The organism is Mesorhizobium sp. BHbdii (assembly GCF_053848045.1).
Window position 1 is genome coordinate 828,370 of sequence record NZ_JBSPKX010000001.1, and the last position, 12,832, is coordinate 841,201.

Annotated in this window: 11 protein-coding genes; 6 read left to right on the top strand and 5 right to left on the bottom strand. The window is 63.8% G+C overall.

Annotated features, from left to right (window positions below; all coding sequences use genetic code 11):
• Positions 1-68: 68 nt before the first annotated feature.
• From ACWTU8_RS04005 to ACWTU8_RS04020, 4 genes are all read left to right on the top strand, one after another.
• The gene (locus tag ACWTU8_RS04005) at positions 69-383 is read left to right on the top strand and encodes a co-chaperone GroES (RefSeq protein WP_455847125.1); all 315 of its coding nucleotides are present in this window, start codon (positions 69-71) and stop codon (positions 381-383) included.
• A 58-nt stretch (positions 384-441) separates the two neighbouring features.
• Positions 442-2,073 carry a chaperonin GroEL gene (gene groL, locus ACWTU8_RS04010; RefSeq protein WP_455847126.1) on the top strand — a complete coding sequence of 544 codons (1,632 nt, stop codon included), beginning with the start codon at positions 442-444 and terminating at the stop codon, positions 2,071-2,073.
• Positions 2,074-2,156: 83 nt separating this feature from the next.
• On the top strand, positions 2,157-2,372 hold the full coding sequence (locus ACWTU8_RS04015) for a hypothetical protein (RefSeq protein WP_127208511.1): 216 nt from the start codon (positions 2,157-2,159) through the stop codon (positions 2,370-2,372).
• Positions 2,369-3,001 (top strand): DUF982 domain-containing protein, encoded by a 633-nt coding sequence (locus ACWTU8_RS04020; RefSeq protein ID WP_455847127.1) that lies wholly within the window; start codon positions 2,369-2,371, stop codon positions 2,999-3,001. Before ACWTU8_RS04015 ends, ACWTU8_RS04020 begins: the two co-directional genes overlap by 4 nt.
• Positions 3,002-3,066: 65 nt before the next feature.
• On the opposite strand, the gene ACWTU8_RS04025 is transcribed toward ACWTU8_RS04020, so the two are convergent.
• From ACWTU8_RS04025 to ACWTU8_RS04045, 5 genes are all read right to left on the bottom strand, one after another.
• Positions 3,067-4,083: an ABC transporter permease gene (locus ACWTU8_RS04025; RefSeq protein ID WP_455847128.1), complete on the bottom strand. Its 1,017-nt coding sequence runs from the start codon at positions 4,081-4,083 to the stop codon at positions 3,067-3,069.
• The gene (locus ACWTU8_RS04030; RefSeq protein WP_455847129.1) at positions 4,080-5,657 is read right to left on the bottom strand and encodes a sugar ABC transporter ATP-binding protein; all 1,578 of its coding nucleotides are present in this window, start codon (positions 5,655-5,657) and stop codon (positions 4,080-4,082) included. Before ACWTU8_RS04030 ends, ACWTU8_RS04025 begins: the two co-directional genes overlap by 4 nt.
• Positions 5,658-5,935: 278 nt before the next feature.
• A complete protein-coding gene (locus tag ACWTU8_RS04035; protein WP_029351280.1) occupies positions 5,936-6,886 on the bottom strand; it encodes a substrate-binding domain-containing protein in 951 nt (316 codons plus the stop codon).
• Positions 6,887-7,259: 373 nt separating this feature from the next.
• Positions 7,260-8,267: an aldo/keto reductase gene (locus ACWTU8_RS04040; RefSeq protein WP_455839533.1), complete on the bottom strand. Its 1,008-nt coding sequence runs from the start codon at positions 8,265-8,267 to the stop codon at positions 7,260-7,262.
• A 352-nt stretch (positions 8,268-8,619) separates the two neighbouring features.
• The gene (locus ACWTU8_RS04045; RefSeq protein ID WP_455847130.1) at positions 8,620-9,717 is read right to left on the bottom strand and encodes an acyltransferase family protein; all 1,098 of its coding nucleotides are present in this window, start codon (positions 9,715-9,717) and stop codon (positions 8,620-8,622) included.
• A 294-nt stretch (positions 9,718-10,011) separates the two neighbouring features.
• Between ACWTU8_RS04045 and ACWTU8_RS04050 the strand changes: the two genes are divergently transcribed.
• Both ACWTU8_RS04050 and ligD read left to right on the top strand, forming a co-directional pair.
• Positions 10,012-10,236, top strand: coding sequence for a hypothetical protein (locus ACWTU8_RS04050; RefSeq protein ID WP_029351283.1), 225 nt, complete (start codon positions 10,012-10,014; stop codon positions 10,234-10,236).
• Positions 10,237-10,345: 109 nt separating this feature from the next.
• Positions 10,346-12,811 (top strand): DNA ligase D, encoded by a 2,466-nt coding sequence (ligD, locus tag ACWTU8_RS04055; protein WP_455847131.1) that lies wholly within the window; start codon positions 10,346-10,348, stop codon positions 12,809-12,811.
• Positions 12,812-12,832: the final 21 nt, after the last annotated feature.

Here is a 12,832-nt window from a genome sequence, read left to right on the forward strand (position 1 = left end):
CGGCCGGTGTACCGGTCGGCTGCGAAGGGAGGTCCAAGAAAATCTGTTTGTCCTACGAGGAGAACGACATGGCGTTCCGTCCATTGCATGACCGTATCCTGGTCCGCCGCATCGAGGTCGACGAGAAGACCGCGGGCGGCATCATCATTCCCGACACTGCCAAGGAGAAGCCGCAGGAAGGCGAGGTCATCGCCGCCGGTCCCGGCGCGCGCGACGATAGCGGGCAGTTGCAGCCGCTCGACGTCAAGGTCGGCGACCGCATCCTGTTCGGCAAATGGTCGGGCACTGAGATCAAGCTCAATGGCGAGGACCTGCTCATCATGAAAGAAAGCGACGTGTTGGGCGTAATCGAAGCCAACGGCAAGATGCAGAAGGCCGCCTGAGCGGGGCCTGGACAAGCAATCAGTCAACGAAAAGCTGCCTATTTGAAGGAGTTATCCAATGGCTGCCAAGGATGTGAAATTCCATACCGAAGCCCGCGAGAAGATGTTGCGCGGTGTCAACATCCTCGCCGACGCGGTGAAGGTGACGCTCGGTCCCAAGGGCCGCAATGTCGTCCTCGACAAGTCATTCGGCGCCCCGCGAATTACCAAGGACGGCGTTACCGTCGCCAAGGAAATCGAGCTTGAGGACAAGTTCGAGAACATGGGCGCGCAGATGGTGCGCGAGGTCGCGTCGAAGACCAGCGACACCGCCGGCGATGGCACCACGACCGCGACGATTCTTGCTCAAGCCATCGTCAGGGAAGGGGCCAAGGCGGTTGCCGCCGGCATGAACCCGATGGACCTGAAGCGCGGCATCGACAAGGCGGTCGACGCCATCGTCGCCGACCTGAAATCCAATGCCCGCAAGGTGACCAGGAACGACGAGATTGCCCAGGTCGGCGCGATCTCGGCAAATGGCGATGCCGAGATCGGCCGATTCCTCGCCGAAGCGATGGAAAAGGTCGGCAACGAGGGCGTCATCACTGTCGAGGAAGCCAAGACCGCTGAGACCGAGTTGGAAGTGGTCGAAGGCATGCAGTTCGACCGTGGCTATCTCTCGCCTTATTTCATTACCAACCAGGACAAGATGCGCGTCGAACTCGAAGAACCCTATGTGCTGATCCACGAGAAGAAGCTGTCCAACCTGCAGGCCATGCTTCCCGTGCTCGAAGCCGCCGTGCAATCCGGCAAGCCGCTGCTGATCATCGCCGAGGACGTCGAAGGCGAGGCGCTGGCGACGCTGGTCGTCAACAAGCTGCGCGGTGGCCTGAAGGTTGCAGCCGTCAAGGCGCCAGGCTTCGGTGATCGCCGCAAGGCCATGCTGGAAGACATTGCCATCCTGACCGGCGGCACGGCGATCTCGGAAGACCTTGGCATCAAGCTTGAGAACGTCACGCTGGAGATGCTCGGCCGCGCCAAGAAGGTGCTGATCGAGAAGGAGAATACCACCATCGTCGACGGTGCCGGCCGCAAGGATGAAATCCAGGCGCGCATCAGCCAGATCAAGACGCAAATCGAGGAAACCACCTCCGACTACGACCGCGAGAAGCTGCAGGAGCGGCTGGCGAAGCTCGCCGGCGGTGTCGCCGTCATCCGCGTCGGCGGCTCGACCGAGATCGAGGTCAAGGAGCGCAAGGATCGAGTCGACGACGCCATGCACGCCACCCGCGCTGCGGTCGAGGAGGGTATCCTGCCCGGCGGCGGCGTGGCGCTGCTCAGGGCGGCGAAGGCGCTCGACGGCGTCGTCGTCGACAATCCCGATCAGACGATCGGTGTCGAGATCGTGCGTCGCGCCATCGAAGCGCCGGTGCGCCAGATCGCCGAGAACGCCGGTGCGGAGGGTTCGATCATCGTCGGCAAGCTGCGCGAGACGACCGACTTCGGCTATGGCTGGAACGCGCAGACCAACGAGTTCGGCGACCTCTACGGACAAGGCGTCATCGATCCGGCCAAGGTCGTGCGCACCGCGCTGCAGGGTGCTGCCTCTGTTGCCGGCCTGCTGGTGACCACCGAGGCGATGGTGGCCGAGAAGCCGAAGAAGGAAGCGGCCGCTCCGGCGATGCCCGGCGGCGGCGGCATGGACTTCTGACGCCAGGCTTCTAAGGACAAATGGCCGTGTCCGCCGACGCGAAGTCGGGCACGGCCTTGCCCGGATCATAAGCAGGTGTTGTCATGGACATGATGAACAGTTTTGGAAAGATCGCGGCGCCGACTCTTTCCAAGACCGATTTCAACTATGAAACGGAGTGCAAAACGGTGCTGGCGCCGCTTGTCGACGGATTGCTGGACGCAGTCGAGTCGGCCGGCTGGGATCGCCGCAAGGCAGCCTACACGCTGATGTTCCTGTCGGCTCAGCGATTGGGAGCCGACAAGGAGGAGCGCAAATGATTGCGGCGCGGATGCGTGAGTGCCTGCGCCTGCTGAGGTGGTCGGAAACCGATTTCGCCGAAGAGGCGGGCTATCCGGTCGCTAAGGCAAAGGCCTGGCTCTACGGGCGTGAACATCCGCCCCTTGTCGTAATGGCCTGGCTGGAGGCGCTCGCCAAGGTGCACCGGCTGCTGCCACGGCCGAGCATGCCGCCGCAGCCGGCCGCGTTGCATTCGCAGATCGGCGCTGTCATCGCGCAGGCCGTTCTTGAGGATCGCAGCGGCCGGACAGTTGAGTCCGGAAAGGAGCCAGTTGAGCTTCCAAAGGAGAGTGTCATGGATCGTTCTTCTTTTGCAAAGCCGGTCACCATCCTCACCGGCCTCGGTAGCCCGACCAAGATAGAAAGCGCGGCTGAGGCCTATGCGCTGCTGTCCGACTGGCCGTCGGCGAGCCGGACGGCCGCGCATGACATCGCCGCCAAAGCCTGCCGTGCCGCGATGGAGGGAGAGATCGACGCCGAGACGGCGCGGGCAACCTTCGTGGCGTTCGCCCGCCGCAACGATCTTCTCGCGCCGCAGACCAGCTCTACGGTTGCGGGCGGAACAGTCACCGATTGGACGCGTTCGCAGCGTGTGAACGCACCAGCGTGAACGCGCCCTTTCCTTCTCCCACAACAGGGGGAAGGTAAGATCGCTTTGCGCCGGATCCTCAATCCTCACCGCCTTACCCGCGATTTCAGCCAGCGGTCGAAGGCCACGGCGAGGATCAGGATCAGGCCGATGACGATGCTTTGCGTGTAGGACGAGACGTTGTTGAACTGCAGCCCGTTCTGCAGCACGCCGATCAGTGCTGCACCCACCACCGTGCCGCCGACCGAGCCAACGCCGCCGAATAGCGAGGTGCCGCCGATGACGACCGCCGAGATCACCGTCAGCTCGTAGCCGATGCCGGCGACGGCTTCCGAGGAATTGAGCCTTGCCGACAGCACGAAGGCGGCAAGGCCGGCGAAGAAGCCGACGATGACATAGACCGAGATCAAAATGCGGTCGACGCGCAGGCCGGACAGCCGTGCCGCTTCGGCATTGCCGCCGACGGCGTAGACGGCGCGGCCGTAGCGCGTGTAGCGCAAGACGATGTGGCAGAGGATCGCCGCTGCCGCGAAGATGATCGCCGGCACAGGAACCGGGCCGATCAGGCCGGTGCCGAACCAGCGCATCGAGGCATCGAAGCCGGAGATCGGGCCGCCATTGGAGATCGTCAGCGTCAGGCCGCGAAAGACGGTGAGACCGCCGAGCGTGACGACGAAAGGTGGCACCTTCAGCCTGGTGATGGCAAAGCCCTGGACGCCGCCGGCCATGGCGCCGACGACGACGGCAGCCAGAAGGGCTGCGAACCAGCCATAGCCTTGTGTGCCGGACGTCGACAGCGACAGCGTGTTGGCGGTGCCGCCCTTGGCCACCACCGCCGCGACCATGCCGCAAAAGGCCAGCAGCGAACCGACCGACAGGTCGATGCCGGCGGTGAGGATGACGAAGGTCATGCCGAGCGCGATCAGGCCCGTGATCGAGATCTGCCGCATGATGTTGAAGATGTTGATGGGGTCGATGAAGCTCGGCTTCAGGACGGTAAAAACGACGATCAGCAGCGCCAGGAACATCAGCGGGCCAAAGCTCATCAGCAGCCGCGCGACATTGATGCCGCCGCGCTGGCTCGGTTCGGTCGTGCTGGTCATTGCGTCGCTTCCTGCGTTTGGTCGAGCGCCATCAGTTCCATCAGTTTTTCCTCTGTCGCCTCGATGCCGGGCATCTCGCCGGTGATGCGTCCGCGCCGCATGGTGACGATCCTGTCCGACACGGCAAGCACCTCGGGCAATTCGGACGAAATCATCATGATGGCGATGCCGCGCGCGGCGAGGTGCACCAGGATCTGGTGCACCTCGGCCTTGGCGCCGACATCGACGCCTCGCGTTGGCTCGTCCACGATCAGCACCTTGGGGTCGCGCGCCAGCCAGCGGGCGAGGATGACCTTCTGCTGATTACCGCCGGACAGCCCCTCTATGGGCTGCTCGGGCGAGGCCATGCGGATCGACAGCGTCTTTCTGTAGCTTGCCAGCGCCTCGCGTTCGCGCCTCTCGGCCATGAAGCCGGCCGTGTTGGAGTAGCGGCCGAGCGCGGCGATAGAAAAATTGGTCAGGATGCCGAGGGTGGCGAAGATCGCCTGATGCTTGCGGTCTTCCGGCACCAGGCCAATGCCGAGCGCGATGGCGTCGGCGGGTGTTTCAGGTGCGATCGGCTTGCCGTCGAGCGTGATGGTGCCGGCGGCGATGCGGTCGGCGCCGAAGATGGCACGGGCGAGCTCAGTGCGGCCGGAGCCGACGAGGCCGGCGACCCCGAGAATCTCGCCTGCCTTGAGATCGAGGTCGACGCCTTCGAGCACGATGGCGTGCGGAGCCTGCGGATCGCGCACTGTGCGCAGGCCGCGCACGGAGAGCCTGACGTCGCCGGCGACGTCGCGCAGCGTCGGTCTGGCGTAAAGCTCGGATGCAGCGCGGCCGACCATCTTCTCGATGATTTTCGGCAGTTTGATCGGCCCGCCGTCGCGGTCGAGATGGCCGGCCAGCCTGCCGTCGCGCAGCACCGTCATGCGGTCGCAGATGGCAGAGGCCTCTTCCAGCCGGTGGGTGACGAACATGATGGCGACGCCGTCCTTGCGCAGCCGGCCCATGATCGACATCAGCTTCTGCACTTCGGTTTCGGTCAGTGCCGAGGTCGGCTCGTCCATGATGATGAGGCGGCTCTTCAGCGACAGCGCGCGGGCGATCTCGACCAGCTGCTGCTCGGCCACCGACAGTGCCGACACCGGTGTCGCCGGATCGATATTCAGGCCGACGCGGGCGATGATTGCGCGGGAGTCCTCCTCCATCTTCCGCCAGCTGACCAGGCCGAGCGGCCCGAGCGGCGCGCGGCCGATGAAGATGTTCTCCGCCACGGTGAGCGTCGGGATCAGGCTCAGTTCCTGGTAGATGGTGACGATGCCGAGGCGCTTGGCATCCTGCGGATTGTGCGGATTGAATTCGACGCCGTCGAAGACGATGCGGCCGCTGGAAGGCGGCATCACGCCGGACAGGATCTTGAGCAGCGTCGACTTGCCGGCGCCGTTCTCGCCGAGCAGGCCGAGGATTTCGCCGGGCCGAACCTCGAGCGAGACGTCGCTGAGCGCGGTGACGCCGGCAAAGCGCTTGGTCACGCCCTCGACGGCGAGGAGGGCGGGCGATGGCGACGGCGCTGCGGCTTCGGCTGGAGACAAAAAATCCTCCCTGAAAGATGAGATCGATCGTTCCGATTGTTACACAAGTTGGCGGGACAGCGCCCCCTTCTGTCCTGCCCTCTTTGCCACCACTTGGCATCTCCCCCACAAGGGGGAGATTGCGCCTTCATCACTGGTTTCGCCAATCACCAAGGTTGCAGAGGGAGAGCCGGGGTCGAAGCTGCCAATCTCCCCCCAAGTGGGGGAGATGCCCGGCAGGGCAGAGGGGGGCGCGGCAGAACGCTACCTTTGCCGCTATGCGCGCCCTCGGCGTCTCCCTACTTCGTCTCACCCAGCCTTTCAGCCTTGTCAAGATTGTCCTTGCCGATGACGATCGGCGTCAGCAGGACGAGCTTTTCCTTGGGCTCGGTCTTGTCCCTGGCATAGGCGACGGCGATCTGCACCGCGGTGCGCGACTGCTCGCCGGGGAACTGTTCGACGGTGCCGGCCAGCTTGCCGTCGCGCACGGCGACCAGCGCTTCGGGAAGCGCATCGAAGCCGTAGATCTTGACGTCGGTGAAATTGCGCGCCGCGCAGGCTTCGACCGCGCCAAGCGCCATGTCGTCATTGGCACAGATGATCGCGTCGGGCTTGCCGTTGGCGGCAAGGCCGGCCTCGGTGACCGACAGCGCCTCGGCGCGGGCGAAGTTGGCGGTCTGCTCGAAGACGATCTGGAACTTGTCCTTCAGCGGATCGAGAACATTGTGCACGCCTTTGTTGCGGTCGATCGCGGGCCCAGCACCTGGCTGGCCCTGCAAATGGAAGATCTTGGCGCCGTTCGGGAACGCCGCCACCATGGCCTGCGCTTCGGCCTCGCCGCCCTTAACATTGTCGGCGCCGACGTGGGCGAGGATGCCTTCGACGCCGTCGACGCGGCGGTCGATGGTGACGACGGGAATGCCGGCCTGGACCGCCTGCTCTATGGCCGGCGCCAGCGCGTTGACGTCGAGCGGCGAGATGACGATGGCGTCGACCTTCTGCACAAGTGCGGCCTCGATATCGGCGGTCTGCTTGGGCGCCGAATTCTGGCCGTCGCTCTCGGTCAGGTTGACGCCTTGCGCCTGCGCCTCCGCCTTGATCTGGTTCAGCATGTGAACGAAGAACGGAAAGCCGAGGCTCGGCACCGACCCTAGGATAGTCAGCTTGTCCTGGGCGAAAGCCAGTTGCGGCGCGGCCAGCGCCAATGTGCCCATCGCCACGGACGACAGCAGGAACTCACGTCTGTTCATCAATTTAGTCTCCTCCACATGCGCGCACGACCTCGAAAACCGGAATGGGTCTCCGGCAGGTTCATGCGTCGATCTAGAAATGGAGTGTCCTTTGAGCGCCCAAGGGGACGCAACGGCGCTCCAGCCGGTCCACCGCGACGTTCTCCTCCGCTCGGCGCCGGCGGGCGGATGCTAGCCAAGGCCGGAGGTTTGCGCAAGAACTGGGTGCTGGAAGGTCGATCAGCGCGCAGCGCCAAGCCGGGGTGTTGGGAACGCGGCGTGAAAATGTCGAAGCATTTTAGGCGATACGTCTCCAATGTGGCGATCCGTCCAGCACCCCTCATCCGACCGAGCTTCGCTCGGCCACCTTCTCCCACAGGGGGAGAAGGGAAGATCAACGATCGATCGTGACCATCACGCGTTCGTTGTAGCGCTCACCCGAGACCTTGCCCGGCGCCAGCGCGTCGTCGAGCGCCTGCATTGCGACGGTGTCGAGCTGGAGGGAAGCAGCGGCGACGTTCTCCTCGAGGTATTTTCTGCGCTTGGTGCCGGGGATCGGCACGATGTCCAGCCCGAAATCGCCGCCCTTGTGCAGCAGCCAGGCCAGCGCGATCTGGCCCGGCTTCACGCCCTTGGCCGCCGCGATGTCGCGGACAACCGCGGCCGCCTGCACATTGGCTTCGTAGTTGGCGCCCTGGTAGCGGGGGTCGCCGCGGCGGTAATCGCCTTCCGGATAATCCTCAGCGCGCTTGACGTCGCCGGTGAGGAAGCCGCGGCCAAGCGGCGCGAACGGCACCAGGCCGATGCCGAGTTCGCTCAGCAGCGGGATAATCTCCGGTTCGAGGTTTCGTTCCCACAGCGAATATTCGCTCTGCACCGCTGATACCGGAAGCACGGCGTGCGCGCGGCGGATGTTGGCCGCACCCGCTTCCGACAGGCCGAAGAAGCGCACCTTGCCTTCAGTGATTAGTTTGCCGACAGCACCCGCCACATCCTCGATCGGCACCGCTGGGTCGACGCGGTGCTGATAGAGCAGGTCGATATGGTCGGTTGCGAGCCGGCGCAGCGAACCGTCCACCGCCTCGCGGATATGCTCCGGCCGGCTGTCGCGGTCGGTGCCGATCTGCTTGCCGTTTTCGATACGGAAGCCGAATTTGGTGGCGATCGTCACCTCGTCGCGCCGGCCCTTCAGCGCGCGGCCGAGCAGTTCCTCATTGGTGTGCGGGCCATAGACTTCCGCCGTATCGAGGAAGGTGCAGCCGAGTTCGATGGCGCGGTGCAGGGTGGCGATCGATTCCGCCTCGTCGGCCGGGCCGTAGGACTGGCTCATGCCCATGCAGCCGAGGCCGATCACCGATACCTGCAGCCCCTGGCTGCCGAGCTTGCGTGTGCTCAAGGTCATAGATGAGATCTCCGGATAGTGTCGGGGTTCGTGTACGTCAGGACTATTGCGTCAGGACCATATAGAGCTCCCGCTCAGTTTCCACAGTCGCTCGGGCTCTGGGCCGGGCGCACGATCGCGTGAGCGTCAGAGGAAGATGACCCGTTCCTCCCCCTCTTCGAAGGCCAGTTCCTGCAAATCTTCCGGGTCACGTCCACGCTGTCTCAGGATGGTACGGCGCGGACCTACGTCGGCTGACGACCTCACTGCCGCCTTCGATTTCAAGGAAGCGCCTGAAACGTGACAATCGACGTCAGCCTGCAAGTTGATGCAGCGCAGGAGCGAATGCAGGAATCGGTGCGGCTCGCCCGATCTATGCCGGCCGATCCAGCCTGAGTTTGCTTGCCATCATGTTCAACCGGGGCAGCAGCAACGATATCAAAGGCTTGCGTACTGGCTTTTCGATAAAGAATGAAATCACGAACGAGGCCGACAGCAATGCCGTCAGCACAATTGCGAGGGCGACCCACCGGCCGACCGTCGGCGACAGCGCGTTGAGCCAGAGCGTGCCGATTTTCTGATGCAGAAGGTAGAGTGGATAGGTGAGCCCGCCCAGCACAAGCACAAGTGGCGTCGGTGCGATGCGGCGACGCAACAGGAGAGCTCCGCCGAACAGGGCATAGACGATGACATTTGCGGCAAGCAGATTTGAAAGCGGCGGCGCAAATCCGAAATGAGCCTGCATCCAGTCGGCGCCGGCGGTCACTTCCTTGCATGACAGCAGGAACGCCGCGGCGAGCAGCAGCAGCGCCTCGGTGGACGAACCCTTGGCGACAATGTGCTGGGCGATGATGCCGCCGGCGAAATACGGCGCGTATTGCGTGATGAACACCATCTGCAGGGCTGTGCTGTGGACGACCGACTCGTTGAGGACGGACATCAGCAGCCATGCCGCCACGAGCTGCAGCTTCCATCGCGAGAAGACGCCGAAGAACAGAGCGATCGCGACCCAGCCATAGAAGACGATCTCAAGTACGATCGACCAGTAGACACCGTCCACGAAGGGTCTGTTGAAGGCCGGGGCGACGATAAAGAGATTGGCGGCCCACGTGCTTGGGTCATATGGAAGGGTCGGATTGGCCGCCAACGTCTGCACGACGAAGCTGGCCGTCATGCAGACAAGGAAGCCAGGATAAAGCCGCGCGAATCTTGCCGCGGCGAATTCCGTCCAGTTCCGGCCTTCGGCCGACCAGGCGATGACGAAACCGCTGATCAGAAAAAACAGATTGACGCCCATGTAGCCGTAGATGGCGAGGGAGCCGGCTTCGGGGTAGCCATGCACCAGCAGTGGCGGCAGGTACGATCCGTGGAAAAAATAGTGGAAGAATAGTACAGCCAAAGCGGCGACCAGCCGCAACAGATCCAGCGAACCCATGCGCTCGGATTTGCGGCTTGTTGATCCAGACGCCATTGCACCACCCGTCCGATTGCAGACACGCTAGGCGCGGGGGAAGCGGGAGGCAATTAAGCCGGATGGATTACACCACGGGACGGCGATTGCCGCGGTGAGCGTCAGGCGACCGGCACCGGCGCTGAGCGCGAGGTGCCGGACTTCGACGATCGCGCATTCGAAAGCTGACGCGCCGGCTGCTGGGAAGGAGCCTGAACGCGAGGCGATCAAAACCCCAAATTGACACGACACCCGGTCTCGGCCATCCTTATGCCAGCCGCCTTCTCCTGCGGCGGCGTGTGTATGAGCGAGTCCATGGCCAGTTCCGTCACCAGCCAGAATTCCAAGCGTGCCGCGGTGCGCAAGGCGCTCGACCGCCACAAGGTCTATATCACCGCACAGAGCTTTTCCGCCGGCGCCTACAAGGCGCGTGTCCTCGTCGACGGCGAGGCCTATTGGGTCGACGAATTCCGGCTGAGCCAGCTCCAGCAGGGTCTGTCGCCGGCCGAGCTCGAATTGACGCCGGCCACCGACGATTGAGCTGTGCGAGGCACGACATCGGCCTGCCGCATGCTGACAAAATGATTCAAGCGATGCGGGTCAAGTCCTTGTTTTTGCGCAGCCGCCGCATCCGGCCTGGCATGCGGAAATGACGCCGAAACTCAAGGCATATCGCGCCAAGCGCGAATTCAGCAAGACGCCGGAACCCGTCGGCGGGCTGGTTGCCGGAGAAGGCAATCGCTTCGTCGTGCACAAACACCATGCCACATCAGACCATTATGATTTACGTCTGCAGGTCGGCGGTGTGCTGAAGAGCTGGGCGGTGCCTCGCGGCCCGTCGCTCAATCCCGCCGACAAGCGGTTGGCGGTCGAGACCGAGGACCATCCGCTTGAATATATCGACTTCGAAGGCGTCATTCCCGAGGGCGAATATGGCGGCGGGCCGATGATCGTCTGGGACACAGGCGTCTGGGCGCCGATGGACGATGTCGAAAGGAGCCTGCGCACCGGTTCCTTCAAGTTCCGTCTCGCCGGCGAGAAGCTGAATGGCGGCTGGATGCTGACCAGGCTAAAGGCCAAGCCCGGCGACGACGAGAAGAAAAACTGGCTGCTGTTCAAGGAGCGCGATCTCGCCGCCGATACAGCGCTCGACATCCTTGCCGAGCGGCCGGAAAGCGTCAAATCGGGACGGCGCATCGAGGAACTGGTCGAAGCGCCGAAGCCAGTCCCCAAACCTGCGAAACCGGTCGTGCTGAAGCCCGGCGCTTTGCCGGGCGCGGTCAAGGCGCCGGTGCCCGCCCGCATCGAACCGCAACTGGCGACGACCGTGGCAAAGCCGCCGGATGGAGTGGACACCCGGGAGGAGTGGCTGCACGAAATCAAGTTCGACGGCTATCGCACGATGGCGCATCTGGCTGAGGGCGAGGTGCGGCTGATCACACGCGCCGGTCTCGACTGGACCAGGCGCTATGGCGACCTGCCGCATGCCTTCGCCAGACTGCCATGTCGTGAGGCTGTTATAGATGGCGAGATCGTCGTGCTCGACGCCAAGGGCATCAGCCGCTTCGCTCTTTTGCAGGACGCGCTGGCCGAAGGCGCCGGCAACAAGCTCCACTTCTACGCCTTCGATCTCTTGCATCTCGACGGCTGGGACCTGAGAAAAGCGCCGCTCGGCCGGCGCAAGGCGCTGCTGTCGCAATTGCTGTCCGGCTTGGGCGCCAACTCCGCCATCCAGTTCAGCGATCACGTCGAAGGCGATGGCCAGGCGCTCTACGCCCAGGCTTCCGAGATGGGACTAGAAGGCGTCGTCTCCAAGCGCGCAACGGCAATCTACCAGAGCGGCCGCACCAAGACCTGGACCAAGATCAAGGCGCTGAAGAACGGCGACTTCATCATCGCCGGCTATACCACCTCCGATGCAGCCGAGGGATTGGCCGCACTCGGCCTCGGCGAATTCGAGGATGGCGAACTGCACTATCGCGGCAAGGTCGGCACCGGCTTCGACGCCGCCACCGCCGCCGACCTGCTGGCTCGGCTGGAGCCCTTGCGCGCCGGCGCGTCTGCACCCGAAGGGGTTCCGCGCGAGATCATGCGCGAGATGAACTGGGTGCGGCCACTGCTTTCGGCCCATATCCACTATGCCAACCGGACCACCGATAATGCGCTGCGCCATGCGGTGTTCCGCGGACTGCGCGACGTCGGCCTATCGACGCCGGTGTCGGCCAAGCGCAAGCGGCTGATTGCGGAAGCCGATCTCGCCACAATCTGGGTGACCAATCCGACGCGGCGGTTGTTCGGCAAGACCGGACCGACCAAGCTCGACATCGCCGTCTACTACGCGCTGGTCGGCGACTTCATGCTGCCACACATCCTCGGCCGCCCGGTGTCGCTGGTGCGCTGCCCGACCGGCAAGCCGCAGGACTGTTTCTTCCAGCGCCATGCCTTCACCGGCATGCCTTCATCGGTGGCGACCTTCGAGACGACCAATTCCGAGGGCGAGACTAAATCCTATCTGTCGGTGGAAGATGCCAAGGGCTATCTGGCGCTGGCGCAGTTCGGCGTCGTCGAGTTCCACACCTGGGGCACCCACCGCACGCGGCTAGACAGACCGGACCTGATCGTTTTCGACCTCGACCCGGGCGAGGGGATTAGCTGGCGCGAGGTGGTCGAGGCGGCAGTGCATATCCGCGCCGAGCTGGAGGCGATGGGGCTGATGCCGTTCGCGAAAACGTCGGGCGGCAAGGGCATACACATCACCGTGCCGGTAACGCAAAAACAGAACTGGAAGAAACTGCACCAGGCGACCAGCGCCATTTCCTCGGCATTGGCCGCCTCCGCGCCCGACATCTTCACCACCACCATGGGCAAGGACAACCGCAAACGGCGCATCTTCATCGATTATCACCGCAATGCGCGCGGCCACACCTCGGCGGCACCTTATTCGCTGCGCGCCCGCACCAACCTGCCGGCCTCGACGCCGGTGAGCTGGTCCGATCTGGAATCCATCGACGCTCCGGAAGATTTGAATTATTCTTCGCTGCCGGGCCTTCTGGCCACCTCCGGCGATCCTTGGGCCAACATGGAAGATTTCGCTAGGGATTTGCCGGTATTGTGAGGGCGAAGTAGGTTTTGCGCA

What these genes read in the sequence shown, in the direction of transcription:
- ACWTU8_RS04015 (WP_127208511.1), top strand. Translation starts at nt 2,157, where the DNA reads ATGGACATGATGAACAGTTTTGGAAAGATCGCGGCGCCGACTCTTTCC.
- ACWTU8_RS04040 (WP_455839533.1), bottom strand. Translation starts at nt 8,267, where the DNA reads ATGACCTTGAGCACACGCAAGCTCGGCAGCCAGGGGCTGCAGGTATCG.
- ligD (WP_455847131.1), top strand. Translation starts at nt 10,346, where the DNA reads ATGACGCCGAAACTCAAGGCATATCGCGCCAAGCGCGAATTCAGCAAG.
- ACWTU8_RS04035 (WP_029351280.1), bottom strand. Translation starts at nt 6,886, where the DNA reads ATGAACAGACGTGAGTTCCTGCTGTCGTCCGTGGCGATGGGCACATTG.
- ACWTU8_RS04020 (WP_455847127.1), top strand. Translation starts at nt 2,369, where the DNA reads ATGATTGCGGCGCGGATGCGTGAGTGCCTGCGCCTGCTGAGGTGGTCG.
- ACWTU8_RS04045 (WP_455847130.1), bottom strand. Translation starts at nt 9,717, where the DNA reads ATGGCGTCTGGATCAACAAGCCGCAAATCCGAGCGCATGGGTTCGCTG.
- ACWTU8_RS04005 (WP_455847125.1), top strand. Translation starts at nt 69, where the DNA reads ATGGCGTTCCGTCCATTGCATGACCGTATCCTGGTCCGCCGCATCGAG.
- ACWTU8_RS04050 (WP_029351283.1), top strand. Translation starts at nt 10,012, where the DNA reads ATGGCCAGTTCCGTCACCAGCCAGAATTCCAAGCGTGCCGCGGTGCGC.
- groL (WP_455847126.1), top strand. Translation starts at nt 442, where the DNA reads ATGGCTGCCAAGGATGTGAAATTCCATACCGAAGCCCGCGAGAAGATG.
- ACWTU8_RS04025 (WP_455847128.1), bottom strand. Translation starts at nt 4,083, where the DNA reads ATGACCAGCACGACCGAACCGAGCCAGCGCGGCGGCATCAATGTCGCG.